This is a genomic window from Streptomyces sp. NPDC054883, from assembly GCF_053610645.1.
Genome location: NZ_JBSGYT010000005.1, coordinates 201,668 through 221,387, shown reverse-complemented (window position 1 = coordinate 221,387; position 19,720 = coordinate 201,668). Strand labels below are relative to the sequence as shown.

Sequence of the window (19,720 nt, the reverse complement as noted above, 5' to 3'; positions counted from 1 at the left end):
GCCACGGGCTGCGCGGGCGCCGCCGGCGCGGTGGAGCGGGTCGCGCGGCGGCGGCCGCCGCGCTTAGGGGAGTCGACGGCGTCGGCGACGGTGACGGTGGCCTTGGCGGCGACCGGCTCCTCGACGGCGGGCGCGGCCGCGGCGCCCTCAGCGGCCTCGGCGGCCGGGGCCTCCGGGGCGGACACGGCGCGGGTGGCACGGCGCCGGGCGCGGGCCGGGGCGGCGGACTCCGTCACGGCGGGAGCGGCCTCGGCGGGCTCCGCCACGGGCTCCTCCACCACGGGCACGGCCTCGGCGGCCGGGGCCTCGGAAGCCGTCACGGCGCGGGTGGCACGGCGCCGGGCCCGCGGCGCGGGAGCGGCGGGCTCCGCCACCGCGGGAGCGGCCTCGGCGGCCGGAGCGGCGGTCACGGCCGGTGCCTCCACCACCACCTCGGCGACGGTCTCGGCGGCCGGAGCGGCCACGGCGCGGGTCGCGCGGCGGCGGGTCCGGGCCGGGGCGGCGGCCGGAGCGGCCTCCTCCGCGGGGGCTTCGACGGGCGCGGCGGCGGCCGGAGCGGCCTCGGCGGCAGTGGCACCGGGCGGCCCGGCGGGCCGGGACGCGGCGCGACGGCGCCTGCGCGGCGGCAGGCTGTCGCTCGGGGTCCCGCTGTCGGCGTTGCCAGCGGCGGTGGGGTTGGTGTTCTCGGTTTCGTTGTCGAGCATGCGGGCGGTTCTCCCGTCACGCTCCCGGGCGCCGCGGCTGACATCCGGTCCGGCACGGCTTCGCGCTGGGCGCGGAGCCGGCCTCCGGGGCGCGTTCGCCACACGGGAGCTCAGTTCGTGGCCGCCGGTTCCGTACGCGTTGATCGGTACGGCCTGGCGGAAGTCTTCAGGTCTGTGCGCTGCCCGACCCGGTTGGCTCCCGGGTGCCAGGGCGGCGCGACGACGGCGATCCTTACGCGGCGGGACCTTCCAGAGCCTTCGCGTCGGCTGCTACGGCGGCCGTGGGTGGGGCGGCCGTGACAGCCTCGCGGTCGGGCGCGAGCGGGTCGGTCACCGTGCCGGACTCCTCGTCGAAGAGCCCCTGCGCCAGCCTGGTCACCGCTGCGGGGACCGGCGGCGCCAGGTCGGCCACAGCTCGGAGACCGGACAGGACGTCGTCGGGTCGCACGGCAGGTGTCAGATGCCGAACAACCAGCCGCAGTATCGCACAGGCATTGTCCAGTGGCCTATCAGCCGGAGCGGGATCCGCTTCGAGGCTGACGACCGCACTTCGGGTGTCGAAGGTCCGCATGCCGTTCTTGGTACGGCGCTGGACCTCGACGGTTTCGGCGGCGAGGAAGGCGGTCACGGCCCGTTCGGCGTCCGCGGGGTCCACGCCGTCCAGGCGCAGCTCCCACACGGAGGCCGTGAGCCGCTCGGCCAGCCCGGAGGTCCGGGCCTCGACGGCGTCGACGATGTCGAGCCCGACCGGCATCGACTCGTCCAGCAGCTCGCGGAGCGTCGCGGGGTCGCGGGGCTCGGCGAGGGCGATCTCCAGGTACTCCGCCTCACTGCCGGTGCCGGTGGGCGCGGCGTTCGCGTACGAGACCCGGGGGTGCGGGGTGAAGCCGGCCGAGTACGCCATGGGTACCTCGGAGCGGCGCAGGGCCCGCTCGAAGGCACGCTGGAAGTCCCGGTGGCTGGTGAACCGGAGGCGTCCGCGCTTGGTGTAGCGCAGTCGGATGCGCTGCACCACCGGTGCCGGAGGCGGGCCTTCGGGCTGTCGCTTGCCCAGTGGTTCTTCTCCTTGTGCGGGGCTCCGCGGCTCGCGCGTCGCCCTGAGGTCCGTCGACCCGCCGCGGCCCACCCCCGCTCATCGCGGCGGGGAGGACTCGGCGGCGGTCGCCGCGTCGGCGGCTGTCGTACTACTCAGAGTACGCGCCCGTGACCTCGCCGGTTCCCGGGGAGGAGTACCGAACAGCATCCGCCGCACTTCGGCCCGTGCCTCGCGCACCGCGGCGCGGGCCGTGCGCCACACCGCGCGCACCGCGTGGCCCACCGGGGTCAGCAGGTACCGGTACACCTGCGAGAGCGGCCACCCGAGGAGCACCCACCCGGCCCACCGCAACCCGCGCCCGAGGACCCGCAGCACCCGCCCGGCCACCCCCCACGCCCAGCCGAGCACGTCCCCCAGGGGCCGCAGCACGTACCGGTACAACCGCACGCAGACCCAGGCCAGCCCCTGCCCGGCCGGCCACAGCAGGTACGACCACACGGCGAGCGCCAAGGGCCGCAGCAGGTACCGGTACAGCACCCGCGCGACGGGCGCGATCAGGTAGTCGTACAGCGCGCGCACCAGCGGCCCCAGCAGGTAGCGCCACAATGCGACCCAGGGCCAGACGAACACCAGCCTCAGCAGGAACGAAACCGCCTGCCCCAGCGCGCGCAGCACCGGCCCGAGGACGTACGTGTACAGGGGCCCCAGCACGTAACGCCGGACGGCACGGGCGGCCCCGGCCACCACGTCCCACACCACCCGTACGGGCAGTACGACGAGTACCGCCACGATCTTCACGGGCACCACCAGGCACCCGCCCCCGCCACCCTGCCGCACTTCACGTTCCATACCACCGGGGACGCCCAAACCCCCCGCCCCGTTGCACACGGCGGCCACTCAGGACGGTTCATGACGGCCCCGCCCGGATGTGTGTTTGCGTGCGGGAAACAACGGGGCAACCCACATCCGATCTGTACTCTCCGCAACCATGAAGACGGACGGCATCGAGAGCCAGTGGACCGCCTCGGACCTCGCGCTCCTGGAGGACCTGAAACGGGCGGAGGCCCTGCTCCCCGAGGACGCTCCGCGCGCACTCCTTTCCGTCCGCCTGTCTGTTCTGACGGAAAACACCACCTCACCGGTGCGACAGGAACTCGACCTGCGTCTCCTGGCCAGAGAGAAGGGGTACCGGGTCGTCGGTGTCGCTTCCGATCTCAACGTCTCGGCAACGAAGGTCCCGCCGTGGGAGCGGAAGGAGCTCGGCGAGTGGCTCAACAACAGGGCCCCGGAGTTCGATGCTCTGCTCTTCTGGAAGCTCGACCGCCTCATCCGTCGCACGACGGACCTGTCCACGATGATTGAGTGGTGCGAGCGGTACGGGAAGAACCTCGTATCGAAGAACGACGCGATCGACCTCAGCACGACCATGGGCCGGATCATGGTCACGCTCATCGGCGGCATCGCGGAGATCGAGGCGGCGAACACGTCGACCCGCGTCAAGTCGCTGTGGGACTACGCACGCACGCAGGACACATGGCTCGTCGGCAAGCCGACGTACGGCTACGTCACGACCAAGGTGGACGGCAAGCCGGCGCTCGCCATCGAGCCGAGCGCACACAGGGCACTGCACTGGGCCCGGCGCATGGCACTCAGGGGCGTCTCCGCCCGCCGGATGGCCCTCTGTCTCATGCGCTCCGGACACATGTCGGCAGGACTCACCACGTCGACGCTCATCCGCCGCCTCCGTAACCCCGCACTCATGGGGTTCCGGGTCGCGGAGGACAAGCAGGGCGGCAAGCGGCGGAGCAGGCTCGTGCTCGGCAACGACGGCAAGGCGATGCGGGTCGGCCCCCCGATCTTCACCGAGGAGGAATTCGAGACCCTTCAAGCGGCACTCGATCGCCGGGGCAAGAATCAGCCCAACCGGCAGGCGGGCGGAGCGACACAGTTCCCGGGAGTACTGATCTGCGCCGACTGCGCGACCACCATGACCGTGCAAAAGAACATCAGGAACGGCCGGAGCTACACCTACCTGCGCTGCGGCAAGTGCAAAGGCGGCGGGCTCGGCGCACCAAGCCCGCAGGATGTCTACGACGTCCTCGTCGGTGACGTGCTCCGCGTCCTCGGTGAGTTCCCCGTCCAGGTCCGGGAGTACGCGAAGGGAGCCGAGGCGCACGCCGAGGCGAAGAGGCTCGAAGCCGCCATCTCCTACTACAGGGCGGAGCTCGAACCTGAAGGCCGCTTCTCGAAGACGCGGTTCGCCCGCGAGCGAGCAGAGAAGACTCTGGACCAGCTCACGGAAGAGCTGAACGCCATCGCCCCTGAGACCACCCGGGACCGGTGGGTCCTCACCCACAGCGGCAAGACCTTCCGGGAGACATGGGAAGCGGGCGGCATGGAAGCCATGACCGAGGATCTGCGCCGCGGGGGCGTCACTTGCGAGGTGACCCGTACGAAAGTCAAGGGGGTGCGCGCCCCGTCCGTACATCTGCGGCTCAAGGTCCCCCGCGACGTACGCGAACGCCTGGTCATCAAGGGCGATGACTTCGCAGCAAGGCTCTGACGAGCCAGGCATGACGCTCTCCTCCGGGCAGCTTGCCCGACCGGCCCCAGAGGCCAGGTGACCGCTCGGGGCCGCGCGGGCGTCGGGGCCGACGTATGAGCGGGGCCGCTTGTCGGCGATGCGGAAACGGACCGGGCGCGTCGTCGCAAAGCAGGACCCCAGAGCGCCGAGAGGCGCCCGGACAGCATCGTCCGAACGCCTCTCTACGACCTACACCCAATCCCCGCCGAGAACGATGCCCGGGTCCCGCCGAGGGGCGGGGAGGGGCGTTCGCCGCGCGGGACGGGAAGTCTGCTCCCGCTCCTCCGCTCCGAGCCCTCGGAGGGCTCCGATGCGGTCCGCCTCGGGTACGCCGGCAAGCGCCTCAGCCATCCTGTGGACGGCATCGCCGCTGATCACGGCTACTTCTTGACCGTCAACGGAAGGAGCTTCTTGCCGGTCGGGCCGATCTGGATGTCGACTCCGAGCTGAGGACACACGCCGCAGTCGAAGCACGGGGTCCAGCGGCAGTCGTCGACCTCCGTCTCGTCGAGGGCGTCCTGCCAGTCCTCCCAGAGCCAGTCCTTGTCCAGGCCGGAGTCGAGGTGGTCCCAGGGGAGCACCTCCTCGTACGTGCGCTCGCGGGTGGTGTACCAGGCCACGTCCACGCCGTGGGCGGGCAGCGTCTGCTCCGCCGCGCGCATCCAGCGGTCGTACGAGAAGTGCTCGCGCCAGCCGTCGAAGCGGCCGCCGGACTCGTAGACCGCGCGGATGACGTCGCCGATGCGGCGGTCGCCGCGGGAGAGGAGGCCTTCCACGATGCCGGGCTTGCCGTCGTGGTAGCGGAAGCCGATCGAGCGGCCGTACTTCTTGTCGGCGCGGATCTTGTCGCGGAGCTTGCCCAGGCGGGCGTCCGTCTCCTCCGCCGACAGCTGCGGGGCCCACTGGAAGGGGGTGTGCGGCTTCGGCACGAAGCCGCCGATCGACACCGTGCAGCGGATGTCGTTCTGGCCCGAGACCTCGCGGCCCTTGGCGATGACGTTGACCGCCATGTCGCCGATCTGGAGGACGTCCTCGTCGGTCTCCGTCGGCAGGCCGCACATGAAGTACAGCTTCACCTGGCGCCAGCCGTTGCCGTACGCGGTGGCGACGGTGCGGATGAGGTCCTCTTCCGAGACCATCTTGTTGATGACCTTGCGCATCCGCTCGGAGCCGCCCTCGGGGGCGAAGGTCAGACCGGACCGGCGCCCGTTGCGGGTCAGCTCGTTGGCCAGGTCCACGTTGAACGCGTCCACGCGGGTCGACGGCAGGGACAGGCCCACCTTGTCGTCGGAGTAGCGGTCGGCCAGGCCCTTGGCGATGTCCGCGATCTCGGTGTGGTCCGCGGAGGACAGCGACAGGAGGCCGACCTCCTCGAAGCCGGTGGCCTTGAGACCCTTCTCGACCATCTCGCCGATGCCGGTGATGCTTCGCTCCCGCACGGGGCGCGTGATCATGCCGGCCTGGCAGAAACGGCAGCCTCGGGTGCAGCCGCGGAAGATCTCGACGGACATCCGCTCGTGGACGGTCTCGGCGAGCGGGACCAGCGGCTGCTTGGGGTACGGCCACTCGTCGAGGTCCATGACCGTGTGCTTGGAGACCCGGTACGGGACGCCCGACCGGTTCGGGGCGACGCGCGCGATGCGGCCGTCCGGCAGGTAGTCGACGTCGTAGAACCCGGGGACGTAGACCTGGCCGGTCCTGGCCAGCCGCAGCAGGACTTCCTCGCGCCCGCCCGGGCGGCCCTCGGCCTTCCAGGTCCGGATGATCTCGGTCATGTCGAGGACGGCCTGCTCGCCGTCGCCGATGACCGCGCAGTCGATGAACTCGGCGATCGGCTCGGGGTTGAAGGCCGCGTGGCCGCCGGCGAGCACGATGGGGTGCTCGACCGTACGGTTGCGGGCCTCCAGCGGGATGCCCGCGAGGTCCAGGGCCGTCAGCATGTTGGTGTAGCCGAGCTCGGTGGAGAAGGAGAGCCCGAAGACGTCGAAGTCACCGACGGGGCGGTGGGAGTCGACGGTGAACTGCGGGACCTTGTGCTCGCGCATCAGCTCTTCGAGGTCCGGCCACACGCTGTACGTGCGCTCGGCGAGCACGCCCTCCCGCTCGTTCAGCACCTCGTAGAGGATCATGACGCCCTGGTTGGGCAGACCGACCTCGTACGCGTCCGGGTACATCAGCGCCCAGCGGACGTCGCACTCGTCCCAGACCTTGACGGTGGAGTTGAGTTCACCACCGACGTACTGGATGGGCTTCTGCACGTGCGGGAGCAGCGCTTCGAGCTGTGGGAAGACCGACTCGGACATCACGCGACTTTCGTGAAGCGGGCAGGGGGCGACTCTCAAGCGTACCGCGCGCCCCGGCCGCCCCCTGCCCGAGTGATCACCGGCCGCGGGCGAAGGCCGCGCCCCGGTCGGAGGCCTTCGCCCACACCCGCGGCAGCTCCCGTTCGTACCGCTCGGCGAGGGCTTCCTCGCGGCCGTGGAGCAGGCCCCAGGTGAAGGCGGACTCGCCGGCGCCGGCCGCCTGGGCGGCCAGGCCGCGCAGGGCCTCGCGGGCGACGACGCTGTCCTGGTGGTCGCCGAGCAGGCTCTGCACCTTCTTGGTGGCCTTGCCGAGGCGCTCGGCGCGCTTGCCGAGCGCGGGGGCCGCGGCGTCCGCGGCGTAACGGGCCCGCTTGGCGGCCTTGCGGGCCTCGTGCAGGGCCAGGTCGCGCTCGTGGCCGGCCTCCAGGGCCAGGGCGCGTGCGATCTTGCGGGCGAGTCGGTCGTGGTCGCGCCGGACCGCCTTGGCCAGGACCTTCGCGGCCGGGCGGGCGGCCGCCTTGCGCAGTGGCGGGTCGGCGAGCAGGGCGTCGAGGGAGTCGAGGAGGCTCAGGTACCGCTCGCTGTCGAGCGCGGCGAGGGCGCGGAGGCGGGATTCGGTGCGCCGGACGGTGTCCCAGACGCGCAGGCGGGCGCGGACGGGGCCGAAGAGCAGGGTGACGTCGAGTTCGCCGAGCCGGGTGCGCAGGCGTTCCTGGAGGACTTCCTGGTCGCGGTCGACGCCGAGTTCGGCGGCCAGCCAGCGCAGTTCGGCGCGCAGCGGGTCGGTGGCGGTGCGGTCGAGGACCGTGCGGTAGGTGGCGAGGGCGCTGCGCAGCCGGCGGGTGGCGACGCGCATCTGGTGGACGGAGTCGGGCAGGTCCCGGCGTACGGCGGGATCGTAGGAGATCAGGGCCTCGCGCTGTTCGCGCAGGTACGCGAGGACCCGCTCGCCCGCGGTGTCGTCGGTGGGGCCGGGTGCGGGCCGGTCGGGCGGGGTGGCGCCGGTTTCGGCGAGGGCCCGGGCCAGTTTGGAGGGGGCGTCGCTGACTGCGAGGCCGGCCTTGCGGAAGGTCTTCTCGACGGCGTCGAGGAGCGTCGGGTCGGCGCCGTCGGCGAGTTCCACCTCGACCTCGGTCCAGGTGGTGGTGGCCGGGCCGCGTTCGGCGGTGACGGTGTCGGTGCTGAGTTCGGCCAGCAGGGTTCCGTCGGCGTCGAGGAGGTGCTTGACCTTGCGCTTGGAGCGGAGCCGGACCTGGGGCACCAGGTCGGCTTCGCGGGTGCGGGAGCGCAGCAGGGAGGCGAGGGGGCGGGGGACGGTGTCACCACCGAGCGGGGCCGCGATCTCGTCGCGGACGCCCGGGGCGACGGGCAGCTTGAGGTGCCAGCCTTCGTCGGCGCCGCCGGTCCGGCGGCGCAGGGTCAGGCCGTCGGCGGCGAGCCGCAGGTCGGGGGTGTCGTAGTAGACGGCGTCGAGCCGGACGGTGCCCTGCCGGCGCACGGCCGTGATCCCGGCCGTGCCCGTCAGGTCCGGCAGCCGCTCGGCCGCAGCCGCGGTGAACTCGAATTTCCGTTCGATCTCTCGTTTCGTGTCCGCCATGCTTCGAACGTAGCTCTGAACGGATCACGACGTGAACGGAAACGGAAGGTCGCCCGCCGATCGGCCGGATCGGTCCGGTGGCGGTCGCCGCATCCGGCTCAGGCCGACAGCGGCCGCTGCACCTTGATCGACTGCAACAGCCCCACCGCCACCCACACGGCGAACATCGACGATCCTCCGTAGGAGACGAACGGCAGCGGCAGGCCCGCCACCGGCATGATGCCCAGGGTCATCCCGATGTTCTCGAAGGCCTGGAAGGCGAACCAGGCGATGATCCCGGCCGCGACGATCGTCCCGTACAGCTCGGTGGTCTCCCGGGCGATCATGCAGGCGCGCCACAGCACCACGCCGAGCAGGACCAGTATCAGCCCGGCCCCGATGAATCCCAGCTCCTCCCCCGCCACCGTGAAGACGAAGTCGGTCTGCTGCTCGGGCACGAACTGCCCGGTGGTCTGGGAGCCCTTGAAGAGCCCGGAGCCGGTCAGTCCGCCGGAGCCGATCGCGATGCGCGCCTGATTGGTGTTGTACCCGACGCCCGCCGGATCGAGTTCGGGGTTGGCGAAGGCCGCGAAGCGGTTGATCTGGTACTCGTCCAGGATGCCGAGCTGCCAGATCAGGACGGCGCCGGCCGCGCCCGCGCCCATCAGCCCCAGCACCCAGCGGTTGGAGGCGCCGGAGGCGAGCAGCACGCCGAGCACGATGACGACCATGACCATGACCGAGCCGAGGTCGGGCATCAGCATGACGATGCCCATCGGGGCGGCGGCCAGGCACAGCGCCTTCACCACCGTGCGGTGGTCGGGGTGTTCGAGATCGCCGGCGTCCACCCGGGCCGCGAGCAGCATCGCCATGCCCAGGATGATCGTGATCTTCACGAACTCGGAGGGCTGGAGGGAGAACCCGCCGCCGATCACGATCCAGGCGTGGGCGCCGTTGATGGTCGCGCCGAGCGGGGTGAGGACGGCCAGGACCAGCACGAGCGAGAGTCCGTACAGGATCGGCACCGCGCCCCGCAGGGTGCGGTGGCCGAGCCAGACGGTGCCGATCATCAGGACCAGGCCGATCCCGGTGTTCAGGGCGTGCCGCTCCAGGAAGTAGTACGGGTCGCCCTGGTTGAGGTTGGTCCGGTTGCGGGTCGCCGACCACACCAGCAGCGAGCCGATGAAGGACAGCGCGATCGCGGAGAGCAGTATCGGCCAGTCGAGCCGGCGCAGCACCGAGTCGCGCGCGGTGAGCCTGTTCAGCGCCCCGCGCTGCTGGGGCCTGTACCGGGAGACGGAGAACTTGTTGGCGGTCTGCATCGGTCCTCAGTCCTGCTTCGCGGCGGGTGGGGCCGGCGGTGCCGCGAGGGGCGGCGGCGCGTCCTCCGGGGACGGGGGGACGTACGGCTTGATCTCGGGGGCGTCGATGGAGCCGTCCGGCTGGATGGCCGGCAACTGCGCCTGCGGCTTGGGGAGCAGGGCCTTCGACAGGTCCTGCTTGCCGGCCATGTCGAGACCGTAGATGGCGTTGTAGACGTTGCGCACGGCGGGGCCGGAGGCGCCGGAGCCGGTGCCGCCCTGGGAGATCGTCATCACGATCGTGTAGTCGTCGGTGTACGTCGCGAACCAGGAGGTCGTCTGCTTGCCGTAGACCTCGGCGGTACCGGTCTTGGCGTGCATCGGGATCTGCTTCTGCGGCCAGCCGCCGAAGCGCCAGGCGGCGGTGCCGCGGGTGGCGACGCCCTCCAGCGCTTCTCCTATCTGCTGCCGGGTCTTCTCGTCCATGGGCAGCTTGCCGTGCGCCTTGGGCTGGATCTCCTGGACGCTCTTGCCGTCGGCGCTGACGACGGCCTTGCCGATGGTCGGGTTCCACATGGTGCCGCCGTTGGAGATGGCCGCGTAGATGGTGGCCATCTGGATCGGGGTGACGAGGGTGTCGCCCTGTCCGATGGAGTAGTTGACGGCGTCACCGGCGCGCAGGAGGTTGCCTTCGAGGCAGTTCTCGTAGTTGAGCAGCTCGACGTAGGTGCCGCCCTTCTTGCCGGTCTTGCACCACTGGTCCTTGTTGGCCGCCCAGAACCGCTGCTTCCACTGGCGGTCGGGGACGCGGCCCGTCTCCTCGCCCGGCAGGTCCACGCCGGTCTCGGCACCGAGGCCGAACTGGTGGGCGGTCTTGAAGAAGATGTCGCCGGGCTGCTTGACGGGCTTGAGGCCGCCGTCCTTGAGCCACTGCTGGTGGGCGAGGCCGTAGAAGACGGTGTCGCAGGAGACTTCGAGGGCCTGGCCGAGGGTGATCGAGCCGTGGCCCTGGGACTCGAAGTTCTTGAAGACCTGGCCGCCGATGGAGTACGAGCTGGGGCAGGGGTAGCTGCCGTCGAACTTGTACCCGGCGTTGACCGCGGCCGTGGTCGGGATGACCTTGAAGATGGAGCCGGGGGCGGCCTGGCCCTGGATCGCCCGGTTCATCAGCGGGACGTTGGACTCCTTGGCGGTGAGCTTGGCGTAGTCCTTGCCGGAGATCCCGCCGACCCAGACGTTGGGGTCGTAGGTGGGGTTGGAGGCCATGGCCACGACGCGGCCCGTCTTGGACTCCAGGACGACGATGGCGCCGGCGTCGGCCTTGTAGGGGACTCCGGTGTTGCGGTCGATCTGCTTGCGCGCCTCGACCATCGCGGCGTTCAGCTCGTATTCGGCGACCGCCTGGACCCGGGCGTCGATGCTGGTGATGACGTGGGCCCCGGGGACGGCCGGGTCGTTCTTGGCCTCGCCGATGACCCGGCCGAGGTTGTCGACCTCGTAGCGGGTGACGCCGGACTTGCCGCGCAGCTCCTTGTCGTACGTGCGTTCCAGGCCGAAGCGGCCGACCTGGTCGGAGCGCAGGAACGGGGAGTTGGTGTTCTTGGCCTTCTGGATCTCGTCGTCGGTGACCGGGGAGAGGTAGCCGAGCACCTGGCCGGTGTTGGCGCCGCCGGGAGCCGGGTAGCGGCGTACGGCGGTGGGTTCGGCGGTGATCCCGGGGAAGTCCTCGGGGCGTTCGCGGATCTGGAGGGCCTGCTGGGTGGTGGCCTCCAGGGTGACCGGGATCGGCTGGTACGGGGAACCGTTCCAGCAGGGCTGCGGGGTCTTGGAGTCGCAGAGCCGGACCTTGTCCATGACGTCCTGCGGCTTCATGTCCAGTACGCCGGCGAGCCGGGTGAGGACGCCTTTGCCCTTGTCCTTTATCTTCATCAGCTCGGTGCGGCTGGCGGACACGACCAGGCGCGTCTCGTTGTCGGCGAGCGGCACCCCGCGGTCGTCCAGGATCGAGCCTCGCACGGCGGGCTGGACTACCTGCTGGACGTGGTTGTTCTTGGCCTCGTCGGCGTACTCGGCGCCGTTGCGGATCTGGAGGTACCACAGGCGTCCGCCGAGTGTGAGCAGCAGCGAGAAGACGAGTACCTGGATGATGACGAGCCGGATCTGCACCCGGGGGGTGCGGCCGGTCTCCGGAATGTTGGTCACGCCTGGTCCCCCGTCACAGCTTCCTGACGCTCTTCACGCCTTTGACACCCTTGACGCCCTTTATGCGGCCGGCCCGGTTCGCGCGGCCGCGCGCCGTTTTCAGCCGCAGGCCGCCGCGCTGGCTGCCGATCCGCAGCCCGGTGCCGCCGGCCAGCCAGCCGGAGGACAGGTTCTTGCCCTGCGGCGGTCCGCCGCCCGCGTCGACGGCCATCGGGTCGTTCTCGGCGCGGCGGGCGAGGGCCATCACGAGCGGCACGGTGAAGGGCGCGAGGAGCAGGTCGTAGAGCATGGCGGTGAAGAGCAGTTCGGTGAGGCCCACGTGCCGGGCGGCGGTGTCGCCGACGAGGGCGCCGACGCTCGCGTACAGCAGGGTGGAGCCGATCGCGGCGGCGACGACGGTCGTCATCGGCCCCCACGCGGAGCGGAACCTCCCGTTGTCGGGGCGGGCCAGGCCGACGAGGTAGCCGATGACGCAGAGGACCAGGGCGTACCGTCCGGCGGCGTGGTCGGCGGGCGGCGCGAGGTCGGCGAGCAGGCCCGCGCCGAAGCCGACCAGGGCGCCGCTGAGGTGTCCGTAGACCAGGGCCAGGGCGACGACGGTGAGCAGGAGCAGATCGGGCACGGCGCCGGGGAGTTGGAGCCGGCCGAGGACGGTGACCTGGAGGACGAGGGCGACCACGATCAGCGTGGCCGAGAGCAGGATCCGGTTGAAGCGCATGGGCGGACAGCTCCTACTCGTCGGCCGGCTTGGCGGGGGCACTGGCGGACGCCGACGGGGTCACGGTGACGGTGACGGTCGGGGTGGGCTTCACTTCTGGCTTGGGCGGCAGCACGGCGTCGCGCGGGTCCTCGCGCGGCGGCATCACGACGACGCCGACGATGTCCAGGCGCGAGAAGCCGACGAACGGACGCACCCACACGGTGCGGGTCAGGTCGCCCCGCGAGGGGTCGACCTTGACCACCTCGCCGAGCGGGACGCCCGGTACGAAGGGCTTGTTGCCGCGCGAGCCGAAGGTGACGAGCCGGTCGCCGGGGGCGATCTTGGCCTTGCCGTTCAGCATCTGGACCGACAGGGCGCGGTCGCCCTGGCCGGTGGCGAAGCCGAGTTCCCCGGTCTTCTCCAGGCGGGTGCCCACGGTGAAGTCGGGGTCGTTGGCGAGGACCACGGTGGCGGTGTCGGGGCCGACGGTCGCGACGCGGCCGACGAGGCCTTCGCCGTTGAGGACGGTCATGTCGCGTTCGATGCCGTCCTTGCTGCCGGCGTCGATGGTGACGGTCCAGGAGAAGCCCTGGGCCGCTCCTATCCCGATGACTTCGGCGCCCTTGATGCCGTACTGACCGGCGCCCGCCCGCTTGAGCATCTCGTCGAGCTCGTGGATCCGGCTGCGGGTCTGGTCGTCGCTGCCCAGCTTCGCCTTGAGCGCGGTGTTCTCGCGTTCGAGCGTCTTGATCCGGTTGTGGCGCTCGTCGGAGTCCCGTACGGCGCCTATGGCGTGGGCGACGGGGTCGACCGCGGTCGCCACGCCCTTCTCCACGGGGCCGAAGACCGCCGCGGCGGCCTGCCGGGCACCGTCGACGGGTGACTCCTCGCCCGCCCTGATGTCCACCGTGATCAAAGCGAACGCGATGGCGATCAGCAGCACCAGGAGCAGCCGGCTCTCTCGTGTGTCCCTCACGTGCGGCGGCGTGCCTTCCTCGTAGGTATTCGCGGTGCCGGAGCCGCTCCGGACGGAGCCGGGGCTCGCACCGGACTGTGTCTGTATATCAACGATCCGCCGCACAGGCGCGGTAGCACCCGTACGGCGGATCCTTGTGTTCCACATGCCCCGTTACGGGGATTTCGATCAACGCCGGGGCTGGGCGTCCAGGACCTGCTGGAGTGCTTCGAACTCCTCGACGCACTTGCCCGAGCCGAGGGCCACGGAGTCGAGGGGGTCCTCGGCGATGTGGATCGGCATGCCCGTCTCACGGCGCAGCCGCTCGTCGAGTCCGCGCAGCAGGGCGCCGCCGCCGGTGAGGACGATGCCGCGGTCCATGATGTCGCCGGAGAGTTCCGGCGGGCACTTGTCGAGGGTGGTCTTCACCGCGTCCACGATGGCGTTGACCGGTTCCTCGATGGCCTTGCGGACCTCGGCGGCCGAGATGACGACCGTCTTCGGCAGGCCGGAGACGAGGTCGCGGCCCCGGATCTCGGTGTGTTCGTCCTTGTCGAGGTCGTACGCCGACCCGATGGTGATCTTGATTTGCTCGGCGGTGCGTTCGCCGAGGAGGAGCGAGTACTCCTTCTTGATGTGCTGGATGATCGCGTTGTCCAGCTCGTCGCCGGCCACCCGGATGGACTGTGCCGTGACGATTCCGCCGAGGGAGATGACGGCGACCTCGGTGGTGCCGCCGCCGATGTCCACGACCATGTTGCCGGTGGCCTCGTGGACGGGCAGGCCCGCGCCGATGGCGGCGGCCATCGGCTCTTCGATGATGTGTACCTGACGGGCGCCGGCCTGGGTGGACGCCTCGATCACGGCGCGGCGCTCCACTCCGGTGATGCCGGAGGGGACGCAGACCACGACGCGCGGGCGAGCCAGGTAGCGGCGCTTGTGGATCTTGAGGATGAAGTACCGGAGCATGCGCTCGGTGATCTCGAAGTCGGCGATCACGCCGTCCTTGAGGGGGCGTACGGCGACGATGTTGCCGGGCGTCCGGCCGATCATCTTCTTCGCCTCGGAGCCGACCGCCAGGATTCCGCCGGTGTTCGTGTTGATGGCGACCACGGACGGCTCGTTCAGGACGATCCCCCGGCCCCTCACGTACACCAGCGTGTTGGCGGTCCCGAGGTCGATCGCCATGTCACGGCCGATGAACGACATGTTGTTCCCCTTGTTCCCCATGAGGAGCGTCTGGCCTTCCAGTTGATAGCGGCTGCTGTCAGGTCGGCGAGGTGGGTGTGTGGGTGGAGGCCCCATCGTAGTGCCGCAGGTACGGACATCGCGCGACGGGACTCCGGCAATCCCGCCGGAACGGATACCCGCCCCCTAAGTGGTGACGTCGTGTCTTGCACATGCGTTCCCGCTCGCCGCCCGTCATACCGAAGGGCGACCGAAATTACTTCGGTCGCCCCAGGTCATGAGCGCTGTTTGGCTGATCTCGCGGCGGGGCGACCGGCGCGTCGGCGACGCGGCGCGGGTTCCGGATCGGCGTGGCGCGGGTTCCGGATCAGCTCGCCGCGGGTTCCGGATCGGCTCAGAGAGCGGGGAAGAAGAGCTTCAGCTCGCGCTCCGCCGACGCCTCGGAATCCGAGGCGTGGATGAGGTTCTCCCGGGTGATGGTGCCGAAGTCACCCCGGATGGAGCCGGGCGCGGCCGCGATCGGGTCGGTGGGGCCCGCCAGCTGGCGGACACCCTCGATCACGCGCTCGCCCTCGACGACGAGGACGACGACCGGGCCGCTCGCCATGAAGCCCATGAGGGGCTCGTAGAAGGGCTTGCCCTTGTGCTCGCCGTAGTGCGTCTGCAGGGTGTCCTGGTCCAGCGTGCGCAGCTCCAGCGCCGGAACGGTCCAGCCGGCCTTCCGCTCGATGCGGCCGATGATCTCGCCGATCAGGCCACGACGGACGGCGTCGGGCTTGAGGATCACGAGCGTGCGCTGGGTCATGTGGTAACTCCTTGCGGCATACGGGTGCGGTCCGACGAGGCTACAGGGGGGCCCGGGGCGGCTTACGCCTCGGCCTGCGCCTCGCTCTGCGCCGCCCAGCGGGCCTTTGCGGCGTCGACCTTGCGGCCGTAGTGCACCGAGCACCACCACAGGCCGGCGAAGACCGCTCCCAGGAAGAACATCGTCTGAACGACGAACCCGCTCAGGATCAGCCCGATCTGCAGCGCCCAGCCCAGCCCCACGGCTCCGGGGCGCGAGAGCATCCCGCACAGCAGCACGGAGAGCAGCATCGCGATCCCGCACACCGTCCACACCGTCGCCTGGGTGAGGTCCGGGTCCTTCATGGCCACCAGGCCCGCGAAACCGATCACGAAGAACTCGCCGATCAGCGTCGAAGCACACAGCGTGCGCATTCCTCAGCCCCTCTTCAGCAGCAGGCGGGCCTCGCCCACCGTGATCACGGAGCCGGTCACCAGGACCCCGGCCCCACCGTATTCGGCCTCTTCCTCGGCCAGGGTGATGGCCGCCTCCAGCGCGTCGTCCAGCCGGGGTTCCACCTGCACCCGGTCCGGACCGAAGACCTCGACCGCGATGGCCGCCAGGTCGTCGGCCGACATCGCCCGGTGGCTGGTGTTCTCCGTGACGACGACCTCCGCGAAGATCGGCTCGAAGGCCTCGAAGACCCCCTTCACGTCCTTGCCGTCGCTCGCGCCCACGACGCCGATCAGCCGGCTGAACCCGAACGCCTCGGTGACCGCCTCCGCGGTGACCTGCGCCCCCGCCGGGTTGTGGGCGGCGTCCAGGACCACGGTCGGGCTGCGCCGGACGACCTCCATGCGGCCCGGCGAGGTGACCGAGGCGAAGGCCCTGCGGACGGTGTCCGCGTCCAGTTCCCGGGCGTGCTCGCCGCCGACGCCGAAGAACGCCTCGACCGCGGCCAGCGCCACCGCCGCGTTGTGCGCCATGTGGGCGCCGTACAGGGGCAGGAAGATGCCGTCGTACTCGCCGCCCACGCCGCGCAGGGTCAGCATCTGCCCGCCGACCGCCACCTCGCGGGAGACGACGCCGAACTCCATGCCCTCGCGGGCGACGGTCGCGTCGACCTCGACGGCCTTCTTGAGCAGCACCTGCGCCGCGTCCACCGGCTGCTGCGCCAGGATCACGGTGGCGCCCTGCTTGATGACGCCGCCCTTCTCCTGGGCGATCTCGCCCGGCGTGGAGCCGAGCCGGTCCGTGTGGTCCAGGCTGATCGGGGTGATCACGGCGACCGCGCCGTCGATCACGTTGGTCGCGTCCCAGGATCCGCCCATGCCGACCTCGACCACCGCCGCGTCGACGGGCGCGTCCGCGAAGGCCGCGTACGCCATCCCGGTGAGCACCTCGAAGAAGGACAGCCGGTACTCCTCGGCGGCGTCGACCATCTCCACGTACGGCTTGATGTCGTGGTAGGTCTCGACGAACCGCTCGGCGCTGATCGGCGCCCCGTCCAGGCTGATCCGCTCGGTGACCGACTGCACGTGCGGGCTGGTGTAGCGGCCGGTGCGCAGGTCGAAGGCGTTCAGCAGGGCCTCGACCATGCGGGCGGTGCTGGTCTTGCCGTTGGTGCCGGTGATGTGGATGGAGGGGTAGGCGCGCTGCGGCTCACCCAGGACGTCCATCAGCGCGGCGATGCGCGAGACGGACGGCTCCAGTTTGGTCTCGCCCCAACGGGTGGACAGCTCCTGCTCCACCTCCTGCAGCGCCTTCGCCACCTCCGGGTCGGCGGGCGCGGCGGGCACGTGCTCGCCCTGCGGCGCTCCGCCGTGTGCGCGCAGGGTGCGGCTGCCGGCCTCGATCACCGCCAGGTCGGGGTCGCGGTCGGACTCTTCCGCGACGATCCGGTCGAACTCGTCGCTCGCGTCGAAGGGCCGGCCGAGGTCGTCGGGGCCGTGGCTGTCGGGCTGCTGCTCACTCACGGGGACCAGTCTACGGACGAGGGCCCGGGGGACCTTCGGCCCGGCCGTTCCGGGACCTTCGGCTGCCGTCGCGACCGTTTCGTCATGCAAGCCTTGCGGCAGCAGATAGGGGAACAAATGCCGCAGGCCAGCACGGACAAGACGGCTTCCAGCCGTGACATAGGCATCGACCTGGGAACCGCGAACACCCTCGTCTACGCCCGGGGGCACGGGATCGTCCTCAATGAGCCGTCCGTGGTCGCGGTCAGGGCCGGTACGACGACGGCTCTGGCGGTGGGGACGGAAGCCAAGGAGACCATAGGCCGCACGCCGGGCTCCATCACCGCGGTCCGCCCGCTGCGGGACGGCGTGATCTGCGACTTCGAGGCCGCCGAGGAGATGATCCGGCACTTCGTGCGCAAGGCGGTCCCCGGCCGCCGGCCGCGCACCCGGATGGTGATCTGCGTACCGTCGGGCGTCACCCAGGTCGAACGGCGGGCCATCGTCCGGGCCTCCACCCGGGCCGGGGCCAAGTCCGTACACCTGATCGAGGAGCCGATGGCGGCGGCGATCGGCGCGGGACTGCCGGTCTCCGAGGCGCGCGGCTCGATGGTGGTGGACATCGGCGGGGGCACCTCGGAGGTCGCCGTCATCTCGCTCGGCGGCATCGTCACCTCGCGGTCGCTGCGCGTCGGCGGCGACCGGATGGACACCGCGATCACCGACCACGTGCGCAAGGAGCACGCGCTGCTCATCGGCGAGCGCACCGCCGAGGACGTCAAGGTCGCCATCGGCTCGGCCTGGCCGGTCCCGGGCCTGCCCGAGCTGGAGGGCCGCACCCACACCGTGCGCGGGCGCGAGAAGGTCGGCGGCATGCCGAAGACGCTGGAGCTGACGGCGCTCGACGTGCGGGCCGCCCTCGACGAGCCGGTCGAGGCGATCATCGCGGCCGTGCGCGCCACTTTGGAGGAGTGTCCGCCCGAGCTGTCCGGTGACGTGATGGAGCGCGGCATCGTCCTGACGGGCGGCGGAGCCCTGCTGCCGGGCCTGGACCTGCGCATCGCCTCCGCGACCGGCATCCCGGTGTTCGTGGCGGACGCGCCGCTGGACTGCGTGGCGCTCGGGTCGGGCCGGTGCGTGGAGGACATGGACACCCTCGCCGGCCTGCTGGCCCCCGCGAAGGCGTAGGACCCGCCACTCAGCCGTGCGGCAGGGTCGCTTCGACGACGTACGCGTCCTCGGTACGGGTCGCCGTGAGGGTTCCGCCCAGGCTGTGGACGCGCTCGGCCATGCTCGCCGTACCGGATCCGGCCGAGACGGGGGCGCGGGCCGGGTTCCGGTCGGCGAGGCCGTTGGTGACGCGTATGCGCAGGCACCGGGCGCCGGCCGTGACCGACACCTCGATGGTCTCGCCGCGGGCGTGCTTGGCGGCGTTGGTCAGGCACTCCTGCACCACCCGGTAGACCGCCGCCTGACGCAGCGGCGACAGCTCCCGCGCCTGAGGGTCCATCACCAGCCGTACGGGCGAGCCCGCACGCCCGCTCTCCCGCGCGAGCGCTTCGAGCCCGTCCACGCCCGGGGTCGCGGCCCGCTCCCCGCGCTGCACGATGATGTCGTTCAGCACCAGGTGCGCGCGGCGGGCCGTGTCGGCGAGCTCCTCGAAGTCCTTCGCGTAGGCGCTCTCGCGGGCCCGCACCGACAGCACCTCCGAGCGCACCGTCAGCATGGTCAGCTCCCGCCCGACGAAGTCGTGGACGTCGCGGGCCACGGAGGTCCGCTCGTCCTGGACGGCCTGGAGGACGGCGGACTCGGCGCGGCGGGTGTCGAGTTCCCGCACGAGGTCGTGCCGGTAGGCGGCGATGCCGACCGCGGAGGCGAGCACCCCGATCGGCACGACCAGGCTCAGGAAGGCGCTGAGGGTCTCCGCCCTCGGCTCGGGCCAGCCCGGCAGGCTGAACACCGCGAGTGAGAAGACCACGTACCCGGCGGTGGCGAGGATCCCGGCCCGGCGGCCCCGGTAGCGGCCGACGGAGTACAGGGCGAACTGGATCAGCGTCAGCTCGTGCAGCCAGCCGATGAACAGCAGCGCGGTGACGTACGCGGCCCAGGGCAGCCGCCGCCGGACCAGCAGGCTCGCGCACCCGACGGTGAGGACGGCGGCCGCCGCCGGGCCGTTCAGGGAGTTGTCGGCGGCGGCGAGGCCCGGCAGGTCCAGCGCCATCAGGCCGAGGCAGCTCAGCGCGGTCAGTACGTCCAGCGCCCGTGGCGACCCGGCCCAGCCCTCGGTGACCCGGCGGCCGGCGGCCACGACCCGGTGGAGCGCCGAGGCGACGGGCTTGACGTGCATGCCCTCCATCATGCGTGGTCGACGCCGGCGATCGGATCGGGGCTGCGGGGCACGGCGGGTGATGTCCCGCACTCCGCACCGGGCG

General features: G+C 71.3%; 15 protein-coding genes and 1 pseudogene. 2 read left to right on the top strand and 14 right to left on the bottom strand.

Annotated features, from left to right (window positions below; genetic code table 11):
• The 3 genes and pseudogenes from ACWGH1_RS06655 to ACWGH1_RS06645 all read right to left on the bottom strand — a co-directional run.
• A pseudogene (locus ACWGH1_RS06655) lies at positions 1–704 on the bottom strand (ribonuclease E/G); the annotation flags it as partial.
• A 232-nt stretch (positions 705–936) separates the two neighbouring features.
• Entirely contained in the window at positions 937–1,716 is a 780-nt protein-coding gene (locus ACWGH1_RS06650) for a TIGR03936 family radical SAM-associated protein (protein ID WP_453354829.1), read from the bottom strand.
• A 120-nt stretch (positions 1,717–1,836) separates the two neighbouring features.
• A complete protein-coding gene (locus ACWGH1_RS06645) occupies positions 1,837–2,589 on the bottom strand; it encodes a hypothetical protein (protein WP_453354828.1) in 753 nt (250 codons plus the stop codon).
• Between the two features lie 139 nt (positions 2,590–2,728).
• Here ACWGH1_RS06645 and ACWGH1_RS06640 point away from each other — a divergent pair, with 139 nt between their 5' ends.
• On the top strand, positions 2,729–4,303 hold the full coding sequence (locus ACWGH1_RS06640; RefSeq protein WP_453354827.1) for a recombinase family protein: 1,575 nt from the start codon (positions 2,729–2,731) through the stop codon (positions 4,301–4,303).
• 401 nt (positions 4,304–4,704) lie between these two features.
• On the opposite strand, the gene ACWGH1_RS06635 is transcribed toward ACWGH1_RS06640, so the two are convergent.
• The 10 genes from ACWGH1_RS06635 to folC form a co-directional block, all read right to left on the bottom strand.
• Positions 4,705–6,630, bottom strand: a complete 1,926-nt coding sequence (locus tag ACWGH1_RS06635; RefSeq protein ID WP_453354826.1) for a TIGR03960 family B12-binding radical SAM protein — start codon at positions 6,628–6,630, stop codon at positions 4,705–4,707.
• 73 nt (positions 6,631–6,703) lie between these two features.
• On the bottom strand, positions 6,704–8,224 hold the full coding sequence (locus ACWGH1_RS06630; RefSeq protein WP_453408479.1) for a CYTH and CHAD domain-containing protein: 1,521 nt from the start codon (positions 8,222–8,224) through the stop codon (positions 6,704–6,706).
• Between the two features lie 98 nt (positions 8,225–8,322).
• Positions 8,323–9,525, bottom strand: coding sequence for a rod shape-determining protein RodA (rodA, locus tag ACWGH1_RS06625; RefSeq protein WP_453352537.1), 1,203 nt, complete (start codon positions 9,523–9,525; stop codon positions 8,323–8,325).
• 6 nt (positions 9,526–9,531) lie between these two features.
• Positions 9,532–11,706: a penicillin-binding protein 2 gene (gene mrdA / locus ACWGH1_RS06620; protein ID WP_453352538.1), complete on the bottom strand. Its 2,175-nt coding sequence runs from the start codon at positions 11,704–11,706 to the stop codon at positions 9,532–9,534.
• Positions 11,707–11,719: 13 nt separating this feature from the next.
• Positions 11,720–12,424, bottom strand: a complete 705-nt coding sequence (gene mreD / locus ACWGH1_RS06615; RefSeq protein ID WP_453352539.1) for a rod shape-determining protein MreD — start codon at positions 12,422–12,424, stop codon at positions 11,720–11,722.
• 13 nt (positions 12,425–12,437) lie between these two features.
• A complete protein-coding gene (gene mreC / locus ACWGH1_RS06610) occupies positions 12,438–13,382 on the bottom strand; it encodes a rod shape-determining protein MreC (RefSeq protein WP_453352540.1) in 945 nt (314 codons plus the stop codon).
• 168 nt (positions 13,383–13,550) lie between these two features.
• On the bottom strand, positions 13,551–14,570 hold the full coding sequence (locus tag ACWGH1_RS06605; RefSeq protein ID WP_069923827.1) for a rod shape-determining protein: 1,020 nt from the start codon (positions 14,568–14,570) through the stop codon (positions 13,551–13,553).
• 373 nt (positions 14,571–14,943) lie between these two features.
• Positions 14,944–15,354, bottom strand: a complete 411-nt coding sequence (ndk, locus tag ACWGH1_RS06600; protein ID WP_453352541.1) for a nucleoside-diphosphate kinase — start codon at positions 15,352–15,354, stop codon at positions 14,944–14,946.
• 62 nt (positions 15,355–15,416) lie between these two features.
• The gene (locus ACWGH1_RS06595) at positions 15,417–15,767 is read right to left on the bottom strand and encodes a DUF4233 domain-containing protein (protein WP_453352542.1); all 351 of its coding nucleotides are present in this window, start codon (positions 15,765–15,767) and stop codon (positions 15,417–15,419) included.
• A 3-nt stretch (positions 15,768–15,770) separates the two neighbouring features.
• Complete coding sequence (gene folC / locus ACWGH1_RS06590) at positions 15,771–17,309, bottom strand: bifunctional tetrahydrofolate synthase/dihydrofolate synthase (protein ID WP_453352543.1); 1,539 nt, start codon at positions 17,307–17,309, stop codon at positions 15,771–15,773.
• Between the two features lie 117 nt (positions 17,310–17,426).
• Between folC and ACWGH1_RS06585 the strand changes: the two genes are divergently transcribed.
• Complete coding sequence (locus tag ACWGH1_RS06585) at positions 17,427–18,476, top strand: rod shape-determining protein (protein WP_453352548.1); 1,050 nt, start codon at positions 17,427–17,429, stop codon at positions 18,474–18,476.
• A 10-nt stretch (positions 18,477–18,486) separates the two neighbouring features.
• On the opposite strand, the gene ACWGH1_RS06580 is transcribed toward ACWGH1_RS06585, so the two are convergent.
• Entirely contained in the window at positions 18,487–19,635 is a 1,149-nt protein-coding gene (locus ACWGH1_RS06580) for a sensor histidine kinase (RefSeq protein WP_453352544.1), read from the bottom strand.
• Positions 19,636–19,720: the final 85 nt, after the last annotated feature.

Coding starts and splice junctions, on each gene's coding strand:
- ACWGH1_RS06585 (WP_453352548.1), top strand. CDS start 17,427: ATGCCGCAGGCCAGCACGGACAAGACGGCTTCCAGCCGTGACATAGGC.
- ACWGH1_RS06605 (WP_069923827.1), bottom strand. CDS start 14,570: ATGTCGTTCATCGGCCGTGACATGGCGATCGACCTCGGGACCGCCAAC.
- ACWGH1_RS06640 (WP_453354827.1), top strand. CDS start 2,729: ATGAAGACGGACGGCATCGAGAGCCAGTGGACCGCCTCGGACCTCGCG.
- rodA (WP_453352537.1), bottom strand. CDS start 9,525: ATGCAGACCGCCAACAAGTTCTCCGTCTCCCGGTACAGGCCCCAGCAG.
- ACWGH1_RS06630 (WP_453408479.1), bottom strand. CDS start 8,224: ATGGCGGACACGAAACGAGAGATCGAACGGAAATTCGAGTTCACCGCG.
- ACWGH1_RS06645 (WP_453354828.1), bottom strand. CDS start 2,589: ATGGAACGTGAAGTGCGGCAGGGTGGCGGGGGCGGGTGCCTGGTGGTG.
- mreD (WP_453352539.1), bottom strand. CDS start 12,424: ATGCGCTTCAACCGGATCCTGCTCTCGGCCACGCTGATCGTGGTCGCC.
- ACWGH1_RS06580 (WP_453352544.1), bottom strand. CDS start 19,635: ATGCACGTCAAGCCCGTCGCCTCGGCGCTCCACCGGGTCGTGGCCGCC.
- ndk (WP_453352541.1), bottom strand. CDS start 15,354: ATGACCCAGCGCACGCTCGTGATCCTCAAGCCCGACGCCGTCCGTCGT.
- ACWGH1_RS06595 (WP_453352542.1), bottom strand. CDS start 15,767: ATGCGCACGCTGTGTGCTTCGACGCTGATCGGCGAGTTCTTCGTGATC.